This is a genomic window from Sphingobacterium sp. 1.A.4 (genome assembly GCF_002734245.1).
In the GTDB taxonomy this organism is placed as follows: domain Bacteria; phylum Bacteroidota; class Bacteroidia; order Sphingobacteriales; family Sphingobacteriaceae; genus Sphingobacterium; species Sphingobacterium tenebrionis.
This window is the reverse complement of the sequence record NZ_PEAZ01000043.1, coordinates 23,195-46,924: the sequence shown is the minus strand read 5'-3', so window position 1 is coordinate 46,924 and position 23,730 is coordinate 23,195. Positions and strand designations below refer to the sequence as shown.

The 23,730-nt window shown below is 39.1% G+C and carries 16 protein-coding genes; 6 read left to right on the top strand and 10 right to left on the bottom strand.

The annotated features are described in order from the left end of the window. The first annotated feature begins 428 nt into the window (after nucleotides 1-428). Entirely contained in the window at nucleotides 429-1,247 is an 819-nt protein-coding gene (locus CRJ00_RS06525; RefSeq protein WP_099366065.1) for a 2OG-Fe(II) oxygenase, read from the top strand. Between the two features lie 20 nt (nucleotides 1,248-1,267). Further along, nucleotides 1,268-2,293, top strand: coding sequence for a LacI family DNA-binding transcriptional regulator (locus tag CRJ00_RS06520; protein WP_099366064.1), 1,026 nt, complete (start codon nucleotides 1,268-1,270; stop codon nucleotides 2,291-2,293). On the opposite strand, the gene CRJ00_RS06515 is transcribed toward CRJ00_RS06520, so the two are convergent. Beyond that, nucleotides 2,283-3,848: an MFS transporter gene (locus tag CRJ00_RS06515; RefSeq protein ID WP_099366063.1), complete on the bottom strand. Its 1,566-nt coding sequence runs from the start codon at nucleotides 3,846-3,848 to the stop codon at nucleotides 2,283-2,285. The genes CRJ00_RS06520 and CRJ00_RS06515 overlap by 11 nt on opposite strands. Nucleotides 3,849-4,041: 193 nt before the next feature. Between CRJ00_RS06515 and kduI the strand changes: the two genes are divergently transcribed. The 3 genes from kduI to CRJ00_RS06500 are packed head-to-tail and all read left to right on the top strand — an operon-like array spanning nucleotide 4,042 to nucleotide 6,781. Then, a complete protein-coding gene (gene kduI / locus CRJ00_RS06510; RefSeq protein ID WP_099366062.1) occupies nucleotides 4,042-4,887 on the top strand; it encodes a 5-dehydro-4-deoxy-D-glucuronate isomerase in 846 nt (281 codons plus the stop codon). Between the two features lie 2 nt (nucleotides 4,888-4,889). Beyond that, nucleotides 4,890-6,005: a DUF4861 family protein gene (locus CRJ00_RS06505; RefSeq protein ID WP_099366061.1), complete on the top strand. Its 1,116-nt coding sequence runs from the start codon at nucleotides 4,890-4,892 to the stop codon at nucleotides 6,003-6,005. Nucleotides 6,006-6,010: 5 nt separating this feature from the next. Then, nucleotides 6,011-6,781: an SDR family oxidoreductase gene (locus CRJ00_RS06500; protein WP_099366060.1), complete on the top strand. Its 771-nt coding sequence runs from the start codon at nucleotides 6,011-6,013 to the stop codon at nucleotides 6,779-6,781. 23 nt (nucleotides 6,782-6,804) lie between these two features. Here CRJ00_RS06500 and CRJ00_RS06495 read toward each other — a convergent pair whose 3' ends face one another. Then, nucleotides 6,805-8,061 carry a glycoside hydrolase family 88 protein gene (locus CRJ00_RS06495; protein WP_099366059.1) on the bottom strand — a complete coding sequence of 419 codons (1,257 nt, stop codon included), beginning with the start codon at nucleotides 8,059-8,061 and terminating at the stop codon, nucleotides 6,805-6,807. 36 nt (nucleotides 8,062-8,097) lie between these two features. After that, nucleotides 8,098-9,369: a DUF2264 domain-containing protein gene (locus tag CRJ00_RS06490; RefSeq protein ID WP_099366058.1), complete on the bottom strand. Its 1,272-nt coding sequence runs from the start codon at nucleotides 9,367-9,369 to the stop codon at nucleotides 8,098-8,100. A gap of 149 nt (nucleotides 9,370-9,518) precedes the next feature. Here CRJ00_RS06490 and CRJ00_RS06485 point away from each other — a divergent pair, with 149 nt between their 5' ends. Next, entirely contained in the window at nucleotides 9,519-11,972 is a 2,454-nt protein-coding gene (locus CRJ00_RS06485; protein ID WP_099366057.1) for a glycoside hydrolase family 95 protein, read from the top strand. A gap of 2 nt (nucleotides 11,973-11,974) precedes the next feature. On the opposite strand, the gene CRJ00_RS06480 is transcribed toward CRJ00_RS06485, so the two are convergent. The 7 genes from CRJ00_RS06480 to CRJ00_RS06450 form a co-directional block, all read right to left on the bottom strand. Further along, entirely contained in the window at nucleotides 11,975-13,570 is a 1,596-nt protein-coding gene (locus CRJ00_RS06480) for a glycoside hydrolase family 31 protein (protein WP_099366056.1), read from the bottom strand. Nucleotides 13,571-13,580: 10 nt separating this feature from the next. After that, a complete protein-coding gene (locus CRJ00_RS06475; RefSeq protein WP_099366055.1) occupies nucleotides 13,581-14,372 on the bottom strand; it encodes a 3-keto-disaccharide hydrolase in 792 nt (263 codons plus the stop codon). A 273-nt stretch (nucleotides 14,373-14,645) separates the two neighbouring features. After that, complete coding sequence (locus tag CRJ00_RS06470) at nucleotides 14,646-16,193, bottom strand: sulfatase (RefSeq protein WP_099366054.1); 1,548 nt, start codon at nucleotides 16,191-16,193, stop codon at nucleotides 14,646-14,648. After that, nucleotides 16,168-17,577: an alpha-L-fucosidase gene (locus CRJ00_RS06465; protein WP_099366053.1), complete on the bottom strand. Its 1,410-nt coding sequence runs from the start codon at nucleotides 17,575-17,577 to the stop codon at nucleotides 16,168-16,170. Before CRJ00_RS06465 ends, CRJ00_RS06470 begins: the two co-directional genes overlap by 26 nt. Beyond that, nucleotides 17,564-19,042: a RagB/SusD family nutrient uptake outer membrane protein gene (locus tag CRJ00_RS06460; protein WP_099366052.1), complete on the bottom strand. Its 1,479-nt coding sequence runs from the start codon at nucleotides 19,040-19,042 to the stop codon at nucleotides 17,564-17,566. Before CRJ00_RS06460 ends, CRJ00_RS06465 begins: the two co-directional genes overlap by 14 nt. Before the next feature lie 10 nt (nucleotides 19,043-19,052). After that, a complete protein-coding gene (locus CRJ00_RS06455) occupies nucleotides 19,053-22,346 on the bottom strand; it encodes a TonB-dependent receptor (protein ID WP_180268435.1) in 3,294 nt (1,097 codons plus the stop codon). 167 nt (nucleotides 22,347-22,513) lie between these two features. Then, entirely contained in the window at nucleotides 22,514-23,662 is a 1,149-nt protein-coding gene (locus CRJ00_RS06450) for a FecR family protein (RefSeq protein ID WP_099366050.1), read from the bottom strand. Nucleotides 23,663-23,730 lie beyond the last annotated feature (68 nt).

Here is a 23,730-nt window from a genome sequence, read left to right as displayed (position 1 = left end):
TGAATAGAAAAAGAAGTCTTGGCATACAAAAGGTGCTATTAATACGTTTTTATAATCAGAACATATAACATACTGTTCCTACAGTAGATCACACAACACACAATGAAAATAATTAGTCCGATAAATTCAGACAAGCATCACCCTGGCTTGTTATGCCCATATTGTCAAGAGGCAGACCTCTATGTACGAGTCCGAAGACCTTGGTGGGTAAAGACATTCCTCTTTTATCTTCCTCTACGTCGGTATAAATGCAATAATTGCAATCGAACCACTTATGTAAAAGTGATCAAAGGTATTAATACGTAGTAATAATTCGACAGAAGAATTTTTAATGGCTTTTCGTGTAAGGAAAATATTCCTGTAATCATGGTTTTTGATTAAACTTACAATCAATTTAACATATTACACACTAACACACATCTGCCAGTATGATTCCCTACCTAAGTTCAAAAAACCAGGACTTATTGCTTTTTGCCCAAAAGCGCAAAAAGGAATATGCATCTGCAAAACCCTTTCCGAGTATTCATATCCACGATTTCTTCAATGCGGAATTACTGGAAGAAGTTTTAGCGGAATTTCCGGATCTCTCTAAAGGGGATAATATCGAGTATAACGATCCTTTGCAAAAGAAATTTGCAGGGCAAGGCGAAGCACTTTTTGGCGAAAAGACCAAAGCATTGATGCATTACCTCAACTCCGAACCCTTTTTAAAGTTCATCAATGAACTTACAGGGATTGAAGAACAGCTATTCAGTGATTCGTATTTCTCTGGGGCCGGTCTTCATGAGATCAAACCAGGAGGATTATTAAAAGTCCATGCCGACTTTAATAAACATCCGGTAAATAATCTGGATCGCCGAGTGAACTTTATCGTTTATCTGAATAAGGATTGGAAGGAGGAATATGGAGGACATTTTGAACTATGGGATAAGGAAATGAGCCAATGTGTGAATAGATTTTTGCCCGTATTCAATTCCATCGCAATATTTTCCACAACTTCCATTTCCTATCACGGGCATCCAAATCCATTAACCTGTCCGGCAGATCGCAGCCGAAAATCATTAGCCTTGTATTATTATTCGAATGGTCGCCCAGATGAAGAAGCCATTGCGTTCAAGGATGGTCATAACTCCATTTTTGTAAAAAGGAAAAGTGATGCTACGGATTCTCAGGATTGGGACGCCTATGCGGAAAGGAAGCGGAAGAAACCCCTATTAAAAAGGATATATCGCAAGATCTTTGGATAAAAAGAGCGATATTTATCCTTATGAGCAATATTACCCTTAAGGAGCTGGCGAAAAAACTGGAACTTTCGGTATCCACTGTTTCCAAAGCCTTGAATGATAGTTTTGAAATCAGTGAAGAAACCAAGGTTCGGGTTCGAGCGATGGCGGAGAAATACCATTATCGCCCGAATATATTGGCCAAGAGCCTGAAGATGGGTAGAAGCAATACCATAGGTGTCATAATCCCTTATCTATCCAATCCTTTTCAGTCGCAGGTATTGGAAGGGGCCCATCAGGCGGCCTATGAAAATAATTTCAAATTGGTTTTCATGCAGAGTCGTGAGAATTCCAAGATGGAACAGGATGCCCTAAAAACTTTCCGGCAGCAAAACATCGATGGGATCATCATTACCCCAGCAGCAGAAAGCCATATCAAAACCCTGAAACAATATAACCAGGAGTTCCCCATCGTATTGGTAGATCGGATTGATTTTGAATTGGATACCTTTAAAATCGGGGTGAACAGTGAGAAGGGAGCCTATGATGCCACCCAACATTTGATCGATATGGGTAGAAAGGAAATCCTTTTGTTATGTGGTAAGAACATAGGCATCAATAAGGATCGGATTGCTGGTTATAAGAAAGCGCTTTTGGCGAATTATATCCCTTTGGATCCCAGCAACATTATACAGGTGGAATACGGACAGACCCGAGAGGAATTGATTAAAAACCTGCGTATTTTATTGGAGCGGAGAATAAAGGAATTGGACCATCCCATAGGCCTCCTCGGCACAACGGATACCCTTACGGTTGCCAGTTTAGGAATCCTTTCCCAATTAAACCTTCAAGTTCCTTCGGAAGTGGCTGTGATTGGTTTTGCCAACACCGAAATGGCAGAATCCTTAAACCCATCCCTATCGACCATTGTACAACCGGCCTTTGAAATCGGATATCTCGGCGTCAGCAAATTAATAGAAACCATTGTATCCAAAAACCGCTTTGAAATGGCATTTAACACCACAATGCTCGAAAGCCGGATTATCGAAAGGAAATCGACTAAAGCTTAACCTGCTTCATCTTAGGCACCAATAATTTCATGATAAACCAAGCGATGAGATAAGCAACGGCACAATAGGAAAAGACGAGCATATAACCTTTATCAATCCCATTAGCCACAGTTTCCCCTTGTTTGGTCAAATATTTTAGGAATTCGTCGATATTTGCTACATCAAACTTTTCAAAGAAAGCTTTTCTGCTATCCACATTGGCAATCTCCGGATACTTTTCAAGTAGGTTCACCCCATTTACCTTGCTCCAATGCGTTTCTGCATAATCGAATAATTTCCCAGAATAGATGTTGATGAAGAAGGATCCCAATCCACCTGCCAAACCACCAATTCCTGTTACCGTAGCGATGGCTTTTTTAGGGAACATATCCCCTACTGTGGAGAAAATATTAGCTGACCAAGATTGATGCGCCGCGGCACCTATACCGATCAGTATTGTCGGCACCCAAAAAGACAAATGTCCGTAAGGCTGGGCAAGAAGAACCAATAAAGGAAAGAAGGCAAAAATCAGCATCGCTCGCATCCTTCCTTCGTAGGCATTCATGCCTCGATTAATGAACAAGGATGGCAACCAACCTCCAATCAGGGAAAGCATGGTAATGCTGTACAGTACAAAAAGAGCCAATTGACCGCTCCATTCGGAAGATTTAATGCCATACACCGAGCTCAGATAGGCAGGCATCCAAAATAGGTAGAACCACCAAACACCATCTGTCATAAATTTACCCACAGCGAATGCCCAAGTTTGGCGATGTTTTAAACAATTTAAGATGGAGACTTTTCCTTGGGTTACAGGAACTGTCTGTTCATTTTCTGCAGGGGGAATATCATCCTGTTGGATATAGGCCAATTCTGCTTCATTCACCTTCGGATGTACTTCGGGTTTATCATACATAAATACCCAAAATCCCATCCAAACAAAACCTAAAGCACCAATGATGATAAAGGACATTTCCCAGCCATACCATTTGGCAATAACTGGAATACTTAATGGAGCCGCCAAAGCTCCGATGGTAGAACCGGCGTTGAAAATACTGGTTGCAAAGGCACGATCTTTTTTCGGAAAATATTCCGCTGTGGTCTTGATCGCCGCGGGGAAGTTTCCCGCCTCACCAATGGCAAGGACAAAGCGCACAAAAATAAAGAGCACCACACTGACATTGACTACCCTGGAGAAATCATGAATGCCAGCAATCACCTCTTTTGCTCCTTCGAAGCCTACGAACCATTCGCCTGCTATTATACCCGAGGTTGCAATCCCACAAAAGGCATGTAGGATAGCTCCCACCGACCAGATGGCAATTGCCCATATAAAGCCTTTTTTGGTATCCAGCCAATCTACAAATCGACCCGCAAAAAGCATCCCGACGGCATAAAAAATTGAGAATAACGCCGTGATCAATCCGTAATCATTGTTCGTCCAATGGAACTCGGGAGCTATAAAATCTTTCCAGGTTAGGGAGAGTACTTGTCGGTCTAAATAGTTAATGGTAGTAGCAAAAAACAATAATGCGCATATGGTCCAACGGTATTTTCCAGCTTTTTGATGGTTCATTAGTTTTGTAATTGGTGTGATGTTTAGGTAAATGCAAAACATCCTGTATAATAAAATCCAATTTGCTAATAAAAGTTCAAATAAAAAAGACCTAATTACGCGAACGTTTTCGGAACATTTCGAAATCGATTTCGCAATAAAAGCAACAATTAACACATTTCTAATGTTAACTTGTTGACAAATTAAGTCTTATATGAAAACTACATTTGAAAGCAGATACGCAATCGGTCCTAAAGAAACGAAAACCTTGGACACCCAGGGACTTCGTGAAAACTTCTTGATCGAGCAGTTGTTCTGGGAAGATCGTGTACATTTTGTTTACTCCCATTTTGATCGCTATATGACTGGCGGTGCTATGCCCGTTCAGGAAAGGGTAAAATTGGAAACGATCAATGAACTACTGAAAGAGCCCTTTTTCTTGAGCAGAAGAGAGATCGGTATCATCAATGTAGGCGGCGATGGAAAGGTAGAGGTAGATGGAGAAACCTATGAATTGGGTTTTAAAGAAGCGCTTTATATTGGACAGGGAGCCCAAGAAGTTTATTTCAGCAGCCACAATGCGGCCAAGCCTGCCAAGTTTTACCTGAATTCTACGCCAGCACATAGGTCCTATCCAACAAAAAAAGTAACCAAGGAACAGGCGAACAAAATCGAACTGGGAAGCTTAGAAACGGCCAACCATCGGATCATCAATCAGATGTTATTGCATACCGTATTGGAAACTTGCCAGCTGCAGATGGGGATGACCGAATTGCAGGTAGGTTCCGTATGGAACACCATGCCGGCACATACCCACGAACGAAGAATGGAGGTTTACTTTTATTTTGATATTCCCGAAGGACAGGCGGTCTCCCATTTTATGGGCCCTGTAAATGAAACCAGGCATATCTGGTTGGGGAATGACCAAGCGGTTATTTCACCACCATGGTCTATACATGCCGGCGCGGGAACCAGCAATTATACCTTTATCTGGGGAATGGCAGGTGAAAACCTGGATTATGACGATATGGACAAAAGTCCGATAACGGAATTGAAATAATCATGAAAGCGCTTTTTGGAATCCTTTTTCTTCTCGCATGCTCTATTTCGAGCTTTGCACAGAAACAGATCATCGTCCAAAATCCTTCTGCCCATGTGAGAAAGGAATTGATCGCTATTCCTTTCGAGAAATTCAAGGCAAGCTTTTCAGTAGATACCGTCTTTTCTATATGGGATGAACAGGGAAATGAATTACCCCATCAATTGGAAAAACTAGGACAATCTTCCCCACAGAATGTGTTGATATTAGTGGATCTAAAAGCGAAGGAAAAAGTAAAGCTCTCAGTTAGTGGAACGAGCGGGAAAGTTTATCCAGCCAGAACCTATGCTCGCTATGTTCCTGAGCGCTACGATGATTTTGCTTGGGAAAACGATGTGGTTGCTTTTCGGATGTATGGCAAAGCATTAGAAGGAAGACCAGATGATGCGCAAGGCATGGACTATTGGGCAAAAAGAACAGATAAATTGATTATTGATGCCTGGTATAAGTCTGGGGATTACCATAAAGACCATGGCGAAGGCTTGGATTATTATTCGGTAGGACAGACCTTGGGTATGGGCGATATGGCTTTTTATCCAGAAGGGAAAATCCATTACAGCAAACATTATCGAAGTTTTAAGCTTTTGGACAATGGTCCATTAAGAAGTACCTTTTTACTAATATATGAACCCGAAAATATCCAAGGCCAGCAGATAAGATTTCAAAAGCAGATCAGTTTAGATGCAGGAAGTCATTTCAATCGCATCGAATTATCCATGCACAATGCAAGTACAGCTAACACGCCCTTTGTAATCGGCTTGGCAAAACGAAAGGAAAAAGAGCCTTTGTTCCTTTTGGGTAAAGGGAACCGTAGTTTATCCTATTGGGAGCCTGAGATCAATAAGAGCGGAAGAACAGGAGTCGCCATCATCATTCCAGACCAAAAGGTAGAATTTATAAACGATAGACCAGAACAGTTTCTACTGTTAAGCAAGGCTAAAAATAATCGTCCCTTTGTTTATTACAATGGTGCCACGTGGAACAGGGCAGGAAAAATTACGGATGAAAAGGCTTGGGCAAAGGCAGTAGAAAGCGAAAAAGAAAAAATTGAAAAACCAATAAAAGTCACTGTAAAATAAACGATATGTCGGTATTAAACACATTCGATCTTAGTGGAAAAACCGCTTTGGTAACAGGTTGTAAGCGAGGGATTGGCAAGGCCATTGCCGAAGGATTGGCCGAAGCCGGAGCGGATATCATTGGTGTTTCTGCAAGTCTGGAACGCCAAGGTTCTGAGGTGGAAAAATCCATCCAGCAATTGGGAAGAAAGTTTTTCGCGTATCAATGTGACTTTTCAAACCGAGCGAACCTTTATCAGTTTATTTCTGAGGTAAAACAAGACCATCCACAGATCGACATTCTTTTCAACAATGCGGGGAATATCCTCCGAAAACCAGCTGCAGAACATCCCGATGAATATTGGGATGAAATTATAGAGATCAATCAAAATGCACAATTTATCCTTACTCGAGAGATTGGGAAGGAAATGATTGCCCGTTCATTTGGTAAAATCATCTTTACGGCTTCTCTATTATCTTTTCAAGGCGGAATCAATGTGCCTGGCTATGCTGCTTCCAAAGGTGCGATTGCCTCCATGACCAAGGCTTTTGCGAATGAGTGGGCATCCAAGGGGGTCAATGTCAATGCGATCGCGCCTGGCTACATTGCAACAGACAATACTGAGGCCTTACGCAACGATGCTGATCGATCGGCTTCGATATTAGACCGCATCCCTGCCGGCAGATGGGGGGACCCAGAAGATTTCAAAGGTCCCGCTGTATTTTTAGCATCTGCAGCATCCAATTATGTTCATGGAGCCATCCTTACAGTGGATGGGGGTTGGATGGGAAGATAGGTTTAGGTCTTTCCCTCCATTTTTTATTTCAATTCCTTTAATCTGGTCAAGCCTTCCAGAAAATAATAATCGGCATAGACCAATGGCCTATCGATCTCAGAGTTGTGGGGAAGACTCCCTACACAGTGTTTCAACAGAAAACCACCATTCTCACCATATCCTGCAAAATATTCAGGCCTTGAAAGGGTTTCCAATGTTTCCTTGGCGAAGTTCAAATAGGCTTTTTTATCCTTGCCTTTGGAGAAGGTCGACAGTTCGATCAAAGCTGAAGCAACAATAGCCGCTGCCGAAGCATCTCTAGGGATGTAATTCAAGTTCCGTTTCGAAAAATCCACTACAGGTGTATATCCTTCCTGTCCAGCATTGAAATCCCAGTTCGGAATCTTATCCTTTGGTAGGTTTGGGTGGTTCATATAGAATTTAGCCGCCTTTTGCGCCGTTTCCAGGTATTCCGGTTTTTTGGTTTCTCTATACATCATCGTGAAGCCATAGATCGCCCATGCCTGTCCTCGTGCCCAAGTGGAATTATCGGCATAGCCTTGGCTCGCTTGTCTATGCACCACATTACCAGACAGGTCATAATCCACCACATGATAGGTGCTGTAATCCGGCCTGAAATGGTTCTTCATGGTTTTATCGGCATGGCTGATCGCCACTTGCCTGAATTTGGGATCTCCCGTAAGATCGGATACATAACAAAGCATTTCCAGGTTCATCATGTTATCAATAATAACAGGATATTTCCAAGGTTTGGATTTGTCCCAACCACCTTTAGAATCCCAGGATTTTATCAAGCCTACCTTAGGGTCATAACGTTTTAAAGCCGTATTTGCCGAATAGATGATCAAATCTTTATAGGTTTTAACTTTTTCTGGATCTTTCAGGTATTTGATGGCATTACCATAGGAGCAATACATCACAAAACCAATATCGTGGTTTACGGTAAAATCCTTTGCTTTTTCCAACGCCTCAGTCCATCGAATGGCAGCATTCTTTGTCTGTTCATTTCCAGATTGATGGTATAAAAACCATAGGGATCCTGGGAAAAACCCACCGGTCCAATCCCATTCATTGGTTCCCACGAGTTTACCTGATTTATTGGTCGTTCTTGGAAATAACTTGATTGCATCCGCTTCTTTCGTCAGAAATTCATACTGCTTCTCGGCTTTTACAAAGCTTTCCTTAATAAAAGATGGCGGCTTTGCTGCCATACTTATTAACAACAGGGATGCTACGGCTGCAACGCCTGTTTTTTTGAATTTATGGAGGTTGATTCTCATAGTTTATATTTTTAGTTGATTAGCAAAGTCTATTCTTTAATAAGTTACGTAATAATCTTTGGGAAATACTTCGCCGGAAAAAGCCTTTTGAGAAGTCCATTTCTCGGCTGGGCTGCTCCAGAATTCATCAGATGCAGGCAGTCCCAAAGGCAAAAAAGCTAAAGAAGCTTCATATAGCGAGCCAACATTGGTATAGTAGTCGGCTAAATTGCCTTGTTTATCAGAGGTTAATCCAAGCACTAACCATCCATGTTTATCATAAATATCATGTTGGTAGATGTTTTTCATGATGGCTGTTAAGCCCGCTCTTACCTGGCCTGGTTTTAGGTCCTTCGGTAATTTTTTTTCCAATGCCACTTGCGCTAAGGGTTGGAAACCTCCATTTCTGTAGGTAGAGCTCCGGCCGATGACCGGGAAATAACCCTCCGGCGAGATCAATCTTTCCAAATGGGTAGCATATCGTTGCATGCGCTTGTAGGCTCTATCGTATTTTTCCTGATAGTTCCCTGCTTTTAAATTCTGTCTTAGCGTTTCCACCAACATACTGTGGATCACATAGCCATTGTAGTAATCGAAGGAAAAGGATTTTCCATCGCTGTACCATCCATCGCCAACATACCATTCCGTATCAAAGGTATCAACCGCATGATCTATTTTTGTTCTTTCCGGTTCTACCCCGACACTATACAGAAAACTCTCGGTCATAGCGGCAAACAATATCCAGTTGTTCGGACCAGGTTTTATCCAACGGATATGTTTGAATTCGCTGATCAGCTGATCTTTTGTTTTTTGAGGAAGGGGATCCCATAGGGCTTTAGGAGCACGCATAAACGCTAAGGCAAGGTGGGCTGCATCGACCAAGGTCTGAGAGGACTTGTCCCTCCAGGCAAAATAATCGGGAGAATTCGGATCTACACCATGAATCAGGCCTTGGATGGTCTGCTCCCTAAACTTTTTTCTAAGCTTGCCTTCGGAAGTATTATCATCGGGTAATGCCAGCCATGGCGCAATACCGGCTATCAATCTGGCAAAAGCTTCCAGGTAGCCCACTTTCGGATTGCGGCCATCAAAACTGCTGGAAACAATCATTGGCATATTTATCTGAAAAGTACCTTTACTAATGTTCTCCAGAATTGGACTAGCCATCTTCACCAGAACGGAAACCCAATAGGCCCGATCATCTACTTGTTTATGATCAGGTAAATGGTTTTTTGAAAAAGGGTCTACTTTGCTAGTTGCCTGGGCCCTCTGCATGGTTAATCCTGCAAATAATAATCCTGCCTGTTGTAACCAAGTCCGTCTTTTCATGATTTTGCGTTATAATGGAGTTCCAATTTAATAAGCATTTAACAATAAAAGATGTTTTATTCACGAAAACGATTTCTTAATTAAATTAAGGGAATTGGGATTTTACTTTGTAAGTTTAGTATTCATCCTCATAACCTATAAATTATTCCATGCAAAGAATCTATCTACCTATCTTATTTCTGCTGAGCATTTTTAACATCGAGTCGAATGCCCAGAGCAATTCAGCATATATGATCAAAGCAGATCGCCCTGCCGAATTTTGGGAGGAGGCATTTCCCTTGGGAAATGGTCAAACGGCGGCCATGGTTTTTGGCGGAATATCCGAAGAGTTGATTCAACTCAACGATCATACCTTATGGTCCGGAACCCCAGATCCGGGCAACAATCCTGCTGCAGCGGGTCTATTGCCTGTATTGAGGAAACAGATTTTTGCGAAGGAATATGCAAATGCAGAGGCTACCTGGCGGAAAATGCAGGGACCGTATTCGGCCAGGTATCTTCCTTTGGGTGACTTGCAACTTCAATTTGACCATCAAACCCAAGAGGCTAAGAATTATTTAAGAACATTGGATATCCAACAAGCCGTAAGCACGGTTAGCTATGAATTGAATGGGATTACCTACGAACGATCAGCTTTTATCAGTCATCCCGCGAAAGCATTGATCATTCATATTAAAGCAGACGAGAAAAAAAGTGTCAGTTTTCGTGTAAGGATGAGCAGCAAATTAGAGGCTTCCTCAAGCATCGTATCCGATCAATTGATATTAAAAGGCCGTACGCCATCCATCGTTGCGCATCGGAATTATTTCCCCGAGCAAGTCGTATACAAGGAAAAGGAAGGGATGCTATTTGAGGCCAAACTGGCCATCAAACATAAAGGAGGTACCCTGAAAACTAATGGGGAATTTTTGGAAGTTAAAGATGCAGATGAGGCCACCCTTTATCTCACAGAAAACACCAGCTTCAATGGATTTGATAATTCTGCTATGGCAGATGGAAAAGATCCTGGAAAAGAAGCAGCAAAGAAAATGAAATTGGTGCTGAAAAAGGATTATCAAACCTTAAAGAGAGAACATAGCAGCGATTTCCGCCGATTATTTGATCGGGTTGAATTTGAATTGGGTGTTTCCATGGATCAGAATAACCTGATGACGGTTGATCGAATCCGGAATTTTGAGAAAGATCCCACGGATTTTCAATTACAGACCTTGCTCTTTCAATTCGGCCGCTACCTGTTGATTTCCAGTTCTCGACCAGGCAGCCGTCCTGCCAACCTGCAGGGCATCTGGAACGATAAGGTTCAACCGCCATGGGGCAGTAACTATACGATCAATATCAATACCGAAATGAACTATTGGCTAGCGGAAAATAATAACTTATCCGAATGTCATCAACCGCTATTGGATTTTATTGGGGAACTGGCCATTAATGGAAAGGAAACTGCGAAAGTCAATTATGGAATCCATGAAGGTTGGGTCGCCCATCATAATTCAGACCTTTGGGCGAAAACCTCCCCCGTTGGAAACTTCGATCAGGACCGGACCTATTATCCGGAGGCTTTCTGTTGGCAAATGGGCGGAGCTTGGCTTTCCCTCCATCTTTGGGAACATTTCCAATATACCCAAGATAAAACGTTCCTATCCGAAAAAGGCTATCCACTGATGAAGGGTGCTGCACAATTCATGATGCATTGGCTAGTGGAAGATCCCGAATCAGGGTTCCTGGTAACTGCCCCTTCCAGCTCACCCGAAAACCATTTCAATTATCAAGGAAAAGGGTATAGTATTGGAAAAGCCACCACCATGGATATTTCCATTGTTCGGGAACTTTTTACTGCGGTGATCCAAGCTTCAGAGGAACTAGGATCAGATGCGCAATTTAGAAAGGAACTGATTGGGTTTAAGGAGAGGTTATATCCATTTCAGGTTGGCAAATATGGACAATTGCAGGAATGGTCGGAGGACCTGGATGATCCCAAGGATACTCATCGACATATCTCGCATCTTTTTGGTCTTTTTCCTGGAACACAGATTTCCCCCGGTTTTTCGGATGATCTGGTAAATGCGGCGAAACAGACCTTGGCGCATCGGGGTGATATCAGTACGGGTTGGAGCATGGCTTGGAAAATGAATTGGTGGGCGAGATTAAGGGATGGTGATCGGGCATACCAGATCCTGAACAAGTCCTTCGGGTTTTTAGAGCCTGTTGAAAAGAAGGTGGAAAAAAGACGATCGGGCGGCGGATTGTATAGCAACCTGTTCAGTGGGCATCCTCCTTTTCAGATTGATGCGAACTTTGGGGTAACCGCGGGAATCATCGAAATGCTGATGCAGAGTCATTTAGGTGAAATACGGCTCCTACCTGCCTTGCCAAGTGTTTGGAAAAATGGAAGGATAAAGGGTATTAAGGCTAGGGGTAATTTCGAACTGGATATGGAGTGGAAAGATGGGGAGATTGTAAGGTTAGAGGTAATTTCGCTGGCCGGGAAAGACTGTAACCTGCTGTTCCCGAATAGGGTAAGGTGGAAATCAAAGAATCAAACAGGAAACTCCTTTCAGTTCAAAACCAAGAAAGGAGAAAGGTATGTTTTTGAGAAGATCTAATCTTAGATCTTCTCAAAGTATGGCAATCTTTTCAGCGGAACATCGATCTTGATGGATTTCCCACCTTTGTGTATTTTTCCAAGATCGTCTTTCCATCTACCTTTAGGCAGTTTGACCAGGCGACTATCTTCTTCTGTTATAATCGGAGCGACCAAGAATTTATCGCCAAGCATAAACTGATCCTTGCAGGTTTCAAATCCTTGATTAGGGAATTCGTACTCCAGGTGTCTTACTATTGGCTCTCCAGTTTTAATGGAATATTTTGCCAGGTCTAAAATATAGGCTCCAAATTTTTCATGCAGTTTGGCCATGTTCTTGGTGATCTCCAGGTGTTCCTGATTCAAAATCCGCCAAGGTGCCACCGAAAATTGCATCATCGGCATCAGGGCATGCACCTGGGCAGAGCGAACAATCAATTTCTGATTGAATTCATTTTCTTTGATATTCAGAAAAGTGGCAAAATTACCGCCTCCGATCATATCCGGAAAGGTATAGGCATAGCCCAAAAGACCTGAAGCGAGCATATCCGGAATCAACATCTGCATTGCCCGCCAGGAGTAGGCTTTATCGCCCAATCTCTGTACCAAGGGCTGATTACCCATTTTCCATCCTGAATGGTATTCATTAAACGGAAACTCCAATCCTATTTTTGCCCAAGCCATGGTATGGTCTATGGATAATGCACTGCTGTCAAAGCTTGCCAATCGATCCATCCTGTAGAATTCATTGTCGCCGGCATCAAACTTAAACCCATCGATACCATAATCTTGTTGCATCTTCTTCAGTTTGCCCACAAAATAGGCTTTGGCGTCAGGATTTGTAAGATCAAGACAGGCGCTTTTACCATTCCACCAAGAAATGATCGCTGGGCTTTTTGTTGCCTTCTCCTTGATCAGATAGCCTATGGCGGAAAGTTCCCTATACTCCGGACTATCAGGGCTTATAAACGGACAAATCCATAACATGACCTTGAAACCCATATCATGAAGCTGTTTGACCATCGCTTTAGGATCAGGGAATTTCTCTGCCCGAAAATCATAATTTCCATAATAGCGCTGCCAGTTATCATCGATCATTAATACCCCTGTAGGAAAATCATTATCAACGATAGCCTTTGCATATTTTAGGATATCCTCCTGGTTTTGATTGTACATCAATTCGATCCAGGTATTATATTGAGGCTTTAGGAAAAAGAGGGAATCGGGAAGAATCGGGTTTGCTGGGAAGTACAATTTGCTGGCTGCCATATAAGCTGATCGAAGGGTATTCCCCTCCGTTTGCAATTTTAGATCTTCGTATTTGGAGACTACTTCGATGCTGTTTTCTTCGGTTATCTGAAATTTGAATGGCTTATCCGCCCAAAGGAACCTCCCTTTATTCGAAATCAATAAGGGCACAACTTGATTATTGAGGTTCTGGTATTCCAGATCAAAACCTTTGGTTTCCTTTTCAAATGGCATGGTGGATCCTAGCGCCACTGCCCCACCCCACCAGTATTCCTTTGGTTGGGGAATGATGTTGATGCTTTTGGTTTGGGCAAAAACAGAGGTGAAAGCCAGGGTTGTTAATAGTATGGCTAAAAAAGAAGTTCTTTTCATGTGTGATTTTTTATTTTTTCAATTCCTTAATCCAAATATTCTTAAAATCTACCGGCTGACCCTCACTCTGAAGTGCGATGAATCCACTGCTAAGTAACTTGCCATCGATTTTTATTTTCGGATCATATCCATTGGCGGTACCACCGCCTATTTGGGGCTTGGCATACTGCAGAACCGTATCTCCATTAATGATATGTTTGATCAGAGAATCTCCAAGAACAATTAATTCTCCTTTTACCCATTGATCTCCATCATAGGTTTTGGAGGTTGAATTCAAGCAATGGGTAGAAGCTATTTTTCCTTGATAAACCACATTGGTTCCTGGAGAGCACATATTACCGGTTGGCCTGGGCTTTCCATCAGAAAGTCCACCCAACAATTGCATTTCTACAGAAATTGGCCAGTCTTGCTCCTTTAACATGCCTCTCGGATCTTGGGAATGGAACATCACCCCGCTATTCCGAAGGGTATAGGAAGGGGCTCCACGATGTAGCTCTCCAACAAACCTATACTCAAATTTCAAATGATAATAGGAATAAGGTTTTTTATAGTATAAGTGGCCAAATTGGTCGTTGAAATCACCATACTGGTCATATCTGATTTTAATAATCCCATCCTCAACCCGAAAGGTATTTCCAAAGTTTTCGCCTTCTTCATGGTGATGGATCTTCACGAACCAATCCTTAATGTCCTTTCCATTAAATAGAGGTTTCCAACCATTTTGATCGTTTTGGGACTTATTGCCCGCACAACCGATAGCGAATAAAGAAAAAATGATAAAAGATAAAAAAACACGTTTCATGAATAAGAAATAGAAAGATTAAATTAATTTCAATTCAGTACTAGTTTGTGTTTGTTTTAATAGGTTTTGTAAAGATAGGATTTTAGATGAATAAATTTCTTTAGCAGGAAGGATTAATTCAAGGAAGTGATAATCTGGCATAGATAATATAATAACCTATTTAGTTCGAGGTAAATGCGGGCTGTAAGCACTTTTTAAGTGAGGTGTAAGTGCCTTAAGTCACTTACAACTCACTTGAACACTGTCTCCAACATTTGGAGAAAGTTTTGTCCTTTAATTCAAATCATCTGGAAAAGGAACTTTTGTACCAATTGCTTTAATAAGGGGCATTTGTGCCTCCCAACTTTTTAATTGATCGCTTAAGATCTTGCTTAATGCGCTAAGCTCTTTTGGGTTTTTATCTGATAGATCATTCATCTCTCCAATGTCTTCTGTTATATTATATAATTCCATTTTCCCATTTTTCATGTCATAGATCAGCTTGAAATCTCCTCTTCGGATAGCAGAAAAAAAGTTTATTCCAGGACCATCAGGAACGGTCCATTTATTGGGAATATGCCATATCAAACTCCTCTTTTTCCAAGAGCCATCTGTCTTGCCTTTGGTCAAACTTGCCAAGCTCTTTCCATCTATATTTTTTTGAACCAGGGAGTAATCTTTAATATGGGCATACTCCAGTATCGTAGGAAAAAGATCTTCGATAATTACAGGAACATCTGATATCCTTTCCTTCCCATCCTGAACATCCTTAATTAGCAAAGGCACGCGAATCCCGCCTTCGTAAACTGAACCCTTTCCTGCGCGCAAGGGTAAGTTTTGGGTATGATCCTGCCCAGACCGCATTGGTTTAAGACTTAAGCCTCCATTGTCACTTAAAAATATAATAACCGTATTTTCATATACCCCTTTTTCTTTAAGGACTTGGATAATATCGCCAATGCTCTTGTCGAAACCTTCGACAAGGGATGCATAAGCTGCTTCTGTAGCGTCCAAGCCATTGTCTAAATACTTTTGGACAAATCGCGGATCAGGTTGAATCGGAACATGGACGGCATAATTGGAGAAATTCAAGAAAAAAGGTTCCCCTCTTTTTATGGGTTCGGAAATGGCTTTAATGGCTTCTAATGTTAAGGCTTCTGTGAGAAAAGTTTCGCTACCATAATATTCCATCAAATCGGGAACGGCTTGAAGGCTTGCTTTCCCTGGCATATTCCCATAATGCTGTTGGGCGTAATAACTCTGTGGATGTCCTGCAGAATGCCCTGCCACATTTACCATAAAACCTAGGTTTTTCGGACTTGCAGCGGGTGTACCTGCCGATCCCCAATGTGCTTTTCCAACATGGACCGTATAGTAGCCATGATCCTTCAATATCAAGGGGAAAGGGGTAGCATGAAAGGTTTTTGGAATGTTTGGATCTGGGCTCATCCCGTTGATATTCCAATCTGGAGGGCCTAATAGGTCATCTGGATTGTCCGTGGGTTTATTCGCCAATGGATGCGTCCAGTTTGTAATTCTGTGATGAGCAGCATTCACACCGGTCAACATACTTACCCTGGAGGGTGTACAAACAGGTGTAGCATAGGCATTGGTAAATTTTGTGGCTTCTTTAGCAAGTAATTCCAAGTTGGGAGTATGGAATTTCTTATTTATTGCTGTTTTTTCTTTATAAAATGGAAGGGAAATATCCTGCCAGCCCAAATCATCGACAAAGAATACAACGATGTTGGGTTTATCTTTGTTCTGTGCAAAAGATGGGGACAAGTGAAGGATAAGGGCTAAAAGAAAAAATAGTTTATGGATTATTTTGGAGGTTCTCATAGGCGTTAAATGTTAATAGCTTTGGTTTACCAACTGCGTGGTCAATTATAATGCGTAAGACTTTAGTAGGAACAGGGTTTTCAAGGATGATTAAATGTTTATTTCCGATAGAACTGCCCTGATAAATATCAGTCCATTTTCCATTTGATTGTTCTTGAATTCGAAAAGATCTAATTTTTTGTCCTTCAGAAATATCTTCCCTTAACATAATATGCTTTACTGGATGTTGCTTTTTGAACGTCAATTGGTTCTTTGATTGGTTTGAGGTAACAATTGGCTCCCTATACATATTTGATATATGCTGACCAAATTCCTGCATTCTTTTTCGATCCGAATGTGGCACCAATCCCGCTGTATCCGGGGTAACTCCTAAAACGAGGGTTGCATTTCTCCCTACTGATTTATGATAAATATCGACAAGTTTATCTAAGCTATAAATGCTATGTTCATCGTTGGGTTCCCAAAACCATTCATGTCTTCCATTGTCACCACGTAACGGTGCGTCAGCCATAGCGGGCATAAAATATTTACCATTTGGGTCTCCAGTTTTTAATAATTTATAACCGTCCTTCCAAATTTCCCTTGGGGCACTCTCTCCAGACCCAGTAAAGTGAAAAGGAAAATTGGACCAGCATGGATAATTAACTGTCCCTGACTCTGAACCACCCCATCTTGCTTCTGCCAACTGATCATTATGATAGAATAGACATTCCGGTTGATACTTTTTAACAATTGGTAGTACATCTGGAGCGCCCTTTTCAGGGTGACTCGCTCCCCCATCAAACCAGATTTCAAATAATGGTCCGTACCAAGTACAGATTTCTTTTACCATTTCCTCCACCATATTGTTGTAATAGCGTTGTCTTTGCAACTGCATTTCCCCTTCTCCATCAACTACAAAATCATGCACACCTAAATAAGAATTCCAACGAATTCCGATGTATACCCCTGGTTTTAATCCGTGTTTATGACAAGCTTTAATGAAGTCCCCTAACAAATCTTCCTTTCCGTTTTTCCAACCTAAAGCTAAGGTATTATATGGATTAGCTTTTGAAGGATATAAGGCAAATCCCGTTTCGTGTGTGGCAGTTATTAGGGCAAATTTTGCCCCTGCCTCTTTTGCTGATATCACCCATTGTTCAACATCTAATTTCGAAGGGTTAAAGATTTTGATGTCAGGGATGGGTGTAATTCTATTTTTGCTCTGCTTATAGGCTAGGCCATCAAAGACATGTAAATCATAGTGAAAAATGATGCCTAATTCCGCATTTTGCCAAGCTAATTGTGCTGGATTAGGTTTTGGAAGTTCTTGTGCTTGTAGGTGGAATATGGAAATTTTCCAAAAGCATAGGAAGATTAATATTCCTATTCTAATAACCTTCATTTTGTATCAATTTAGGATTTGCATCAATTTGTTGTAATGGAATTGGGAAAACTACTTGATAGTCTTTTGCAGGATAACCTCTTTCCCGCGCAGAACTAATAAATTTATCATGCCTAATAAGGTCTTCTCGTCTTAAACCTTCTGAATAAAACTCTCGTCCCCTTTCTGCTAATAAAAAATCTCTTAACTTTTCCTTGGATGGATAGGTTTCTAAAGTTATGTTAGAAACATCTGCTCTTCTACGGACTTCATTAATTAGATTTATTGTTTCTTGATTTGGACCAGAAAGTTCGTTTAATGCTTCAGCCCTACTTAACAAAACATCTGCATATCGAATATAAACTATATCATTCCCCATAGCTTCACCTACAGCATTAGGGTCTGGCAAATATTTAAAACTTCTAACATCATTTAAAGGATTGCCATTTACATCTTCCAATAATTCAACTATCTTCCCTGAATTATCTTTATAAGAACGAATTAATAATTCCCTCCTCTTATCATTAGCTTCAAACGTTTTATAAAAAGAAGAATAGGTTCGGAACTGAGCACCAAAATTAACTTGATTAGAAAGAATTGGATAGTTAGGGGGAAAAGCATGTGCCATATAATTATTATGAAAACCATTTTGAGGTAAGCACGGTGCTCTAAATATATACTCTTTATTTGATTCACCTAAAACACTAAATAGAGAATTATAATCTGGGTATAACGTGTATTGTTTACTTGAAATTATTGTTTGAGTTACTTCCAATGTTTTTAACCAATTTTTTTCCTTCATATACAGCTTCATTAAATAACCTAAAGCAGCGCCTTTTGTTGCTCTCCCTAAAAGATTTTCTTCTAATGGAAGATGATTTGATGCAAATTCTAAATCTGTAATTAAATAATTAACAAAATCTTCCTTTGAAGCTCTTGAAGTATTTTTACCAATTTCTTCAATTTCTTCAGGTTTTGCATCAAAAGGAATATCAATAAGTGGAGTAGGTCCAAACAAATTATATAGAAAATAATATGAAGACGCCCTGATAAACCTTGCTTCCGCTTGAATTCTATTAATTTTTTCAATATCCATATTCTGCAATTGATTAGACAACACTAAAACAGAGTTAGCACTAGCTATCGCTTGATACATTTTCTGCCAAAAAGAATTTAAAAAGCTGTTGTTGACGGCCCAATTAAACTGAATGAATGGAGCAGCATCTTTTTCTAAACCTCCGCCAGTTTCAAAAGCAATGTCAGTATTAAACTCATTCATCATATAGGTATAATTCCTATGATCGTATGCAATTATTCTAGACCTTGCATATGCCCCTGTTAACAAGGCATCAATTCCACTTTCGTCTTGTAAAAAACTATCTGGATCGTATTCTGTATAAACTTCTTCTTTTAAAAATGATTCACAACATGCACATAAAAAAGGAAGAAAGAATAATAAGATATACTTAAATTTATATGTTGACATGATTAAATGATTAAAGAGTTAAATTAAAACCAAAACGAAATGTCTTAGCTAAAGGATAGGTATTATAGCTTACTTTGGAAGTAGAACTAGTTCCTGTTACACTTGCATCGGGGTCATAGCCCTTATATTTTGTCCAAGTAAACAAATTTTCAATTGCTAAAAAAACATTTAATTTATCAATCTTAGCCCCATTTTTGAATATTTCATAACTAAAATTAACATTCTTCAACCTTAAAAAAGATGCATCTTGAACAGTCAGGGAATTTATAATATAATCACCTCCATAGGATGTAGGATTAACACCGCTTGGATATTTATTGGTCGGATTCTGAACAGTCCATCGGTTTAACAAATATTCGGATAACCGATTTCGATATTCATTGGTAGGATAAAGGGTTTCCGTAATATTCGCGTCTAGCATACTAATACCTCCCACATATTGCAATAGAAAATCTATAGACATTTTTTTGTGTCTCAAGGAATTATTTAAACTTAAGTTAATGGTTGGAAATGGTTTGCCTAATACTGTTCTATCAAGTAGATCTATTTTTCCATCATCATTCTGATCCACAAACCTAATATGACCTGGTTTTGCATTAGGTTGTGTCGAATTTTTCACTTCCTCATCATTTTGAAAAATTCCATCTGTCTCGAATCCATAAAAAGAGAGCATCGGGTGTCCTTTTTCAACCAATTGATAGTTTGAGATAAAACTAGCAATACTACCAGTAATTAATTGAGGTATAAAATCTGGCAATTCTTTTACTTCATTCTTTAATAGAGATAGGTTAAATATACTCTGCCATTCAAGATTTTCTTTTAGTATATTCTTAGAACGCAATTGGAAGTCAATACCCTTATTTTCCACATTTCCAAAATTCACCATATAACTGCTAAATCCTACTACCGAAGGGATTGGTTTACTAAATAATTGATCCTTTGTATTTCTTTTATAAGCATCAATAGAACCGCTTAAGGCATTATTTAGGATTGAAAAATCAAATCCTAAATTAATTTCTTCGGTTGTTTCCCATCGAAGATTGCGATTAGGCAATCGTGCTGGCACTACTCCTTGATAAATATTATTACCAAAAACTGCATTCCCTGAAGCAATTAAAGTATTAATGGTTTGATAATTTGATATACCCTGATTACCCAATTGTCCATATCCTAATCTTAATTTAAGTGAGATGCCATTTTCTCTCCAGTCTGAAAAAAAGGGTTCTTCAGTTATCCTCCAAGCGAATGCTCCTGAAGGAAATACAGCAAATTTATGGTCTTTTGAAAATCTTGATGTTCCATCTGCCCGTAAAGAGGCTGTCAGAAGATATTTACCTTGATAGTTATAATTTACCCTCCCTAAGACACCATTTAACCTATTTCTAGATTTGCTCGAAGTAACATTGTCACTTTTATCACCATCTCCGCTTTGAAGTAGATGGTAGGACGTGACATCAGAGAGAAATTTCATAGAACTTGCCCCAACTCCTTCTGCACCAAACTCTTCAAAAGTAGTTCCTGCCATAATATTGAAATTATGGCTATTGATAATTTTTTCATAGTTAATTAGGAATTCTGTCAACCATTGATATCCAGAATTTGCTGATTTAGAACCTATACCACTATTTGCAAGTCCATTAATAGTTGAACGATCAGTATAACTTGACATCATGTTATTTGCAGCACTGCCTCCAATCCTTATTGTTCCTGTCAGACCGTTTAATGGCGTTATTTCTACAGCGGCTAATCCATAAAATGTATTATTCAGATTCCTATTATCAATTCCATAAAGTAATGCCAATGGATTGTCCAATGCTATAAAATTATTTAAAAAATAACGTCCATTAATGTCCTTATCAGCAGGAAGAGTTGGATCAAACTGAATTGCAGAATTTAAAGGTCCCGCATTTTCATTCACTCCATTGGAGGTGTAAATTGCTTTTTGACTACCTCTAGTGAAGTTTCCATTTAAATTTATTTTTAAATAATTCTTCGGCCTAAACTCTAAATTTGTTCTAAAATTTATTTTTTTAAATCCTGAATTTTTAACCAACCCATCTTGGTCAAAATAATTTAATGCAGAATAAAAATTGCTATTTTCACTTCCACCAGAAAAACTCATTTGGTGATTTTGTACTAATGCGTTTTTCTGAAGAACCTCATTTTGCCAATCTGTACCTTTACCAATATTATCAATTTGATCATCGGTAAAAATCACATCCCTTCCCGCGTCTTTCCGAATAGCATTTAACACCTCCATGTACTCTCTACCATTCAATACCTCGATTTTTTTTGAAATATTTTGCACCCCAGCATAAGCATCATATTTGGTCACAACGATTCCGGATTTTCCCTTTTTTGTTGTTATCAAAACTACACCATTCGCTGCCCGGGTTCCATAAATTGCTGCAGCTGAGGCATCTTTAAGAATATCAATTGATTCTATATCTTCAGGACTAAGACTTGACGGATCAATTCCAGGCATTCCATCAATAACTATAAGTGCATCATTACTACTATTGATTGAACCAGCTCCTCTGATTTGTATCTTTGTTCCGGCCCCAGGAGCAGAATTAGTTTGACTAATAGTTACACCTGGAGCTTTGCCATTTAATAATTGTAGTGCATTGGAGTTTGCTCCCTGGGTAAACTCTTTAGCCTGCACTCCTACTATTGACCCCGTTAAATCTGATTTTTTCTGACTTCCATAACCCACAACAACAACTTCATCAATTTCTTTAATGGTAGGATTTAATACAATTTGAACATCATTATAACCAGAAAATTCAAAAATCTTCTCAAAATAGCCTATATAGTTTACTATTAATTTGCCTTGCGAAGGAGCATTTTCAAAATGAAATTCACCAACTTCATTTGTAGTTACTATCTGGCCAGATTGTGTTAATTTAACAGTTGCGCCCATAATAGGGCTCCCGTTTGAAGAAACAATCTTGCCTTTTAAGTTTTCTTGAAATTTAGTCCTATTATTATTTTTAGACGTTAATCTAGACTCATTTGAATAAATTAATACGTAATCTGTTCTGACCTCATATGCTAAGTTTTGTGTTTGAAGGAGTTTTTCTAGAACTACCTTCCAATCTTTATTTTTAACAACTAAATCAACTGATTTATTTTCATCAACAACTCGAACATTATAAAGAAAATGTTTTCCACTTTGCTTTCTTATTTTGGCCAATACTTCCTCAAAACGTTCACCTTTAGCATTGATTGAGACATTTTGTCCATAAGTAATTGCACTGACATGGATGCTGCTAATACACAGCAAAAAGATTATCAGTTTCATATACAATAAAATTTTAAGGATATCTTGGTTAAAAGGATATCGCAATATATCAGAAGTTTTATACATTTGGGTTGGGTATAAAATGATTAATAAATTAGTCCATATTGATCATGTATTCTCTTGGGGGGTGCAGCAACACCTCCCATATTTCTCATAATAATTTAGGTTTATTTTTTTTCTACATGGATTCCTCCTTCCTTGATCCTAAAACGAATATTTGAAACCTCTTCTAAATTGTTTAAAAGTATTTCCAATTGATCAGACCGTTTAAATGTTCCAGAAAACCTTTCATCATTCGTAGTCTGAATTTTAATATATTTAACATCATACCAGTCTTCAATCTGGTTCATAATCTCAACTATATTTGCATTATCAAATTTGAAATAACCATCTTTCCATGCTAATAAATCAAGTGTTTCGCTTTCACGTTTAATAATTTGAAAGTCATTTCCTATTGCTATTTCTCCAGGGGACATTATTGTTTTCTTCGTTTTATTTGACACACTAACGCTGCCTTCAAGTAAAATAATTTCTGTATTTTTCATGCTTTGACTGTTTACAATAAAATGGGTTCCTAAAACCTCAGTCGTCAAATCACCAGCAAAGACCTTGAATGGTTTGTTTTTAAGATGTTCAATTTCAAAGTATGCCTCCCCTTTCAAATACACTTCTCGATTATTTTTTTCAAAGGTATTTGGAAGTATTAAAGATGAATTAGAGTTCAACCATACTTTAGAACTATCTGATAAAAAAACAGATAGTACCTGAGAGCTATTACTTTTAATAGTAAAATTTAAAGGGAAAAGAGAAAGAAAATCCTTTCTTTTGTCAATAAATACAATTGAATCTGAATTTTGTATATTAATACCAAATTGTTTTAATGTAGCTTCTGTTAGCTCAATACCATTCCCAAAAAATAAATTATCACTAAAAATCGAAACAGGTAATTTTTTTCTAGTGATAGAATTTTGAGAATAGTTTACAGGATCACCATTTAAATTGGAATAAAAGATAAAGATATAAATTCCACCTACACTTAAAAATAATGTTAAAATAGCTGCAACTCTTTGAAAAATATTCTTCCAATTTTTACTATTATTCCCTATTCCAACTGATATCCCAGACCATATTTTTTGTTTTTGAACTTCAGAAAGTTCTTTTTCAATTTTATATTTATTGTAGATTTCCTCGAATAATTCTTGATACTCTGAATTAGGTTTTTCCGTCATAATTTTTATCAAATCTTTTTCCTCTTTCAAGGATAATTCAGATGATAAAAATTTTTTAATTAAGGATTCTAATCTAATCTTGTCCATGTTATGTCTTTCTAACAATAGAACAATTCTCACGCTATTGATGGACTAGTTTATTTTAAAAAAATATT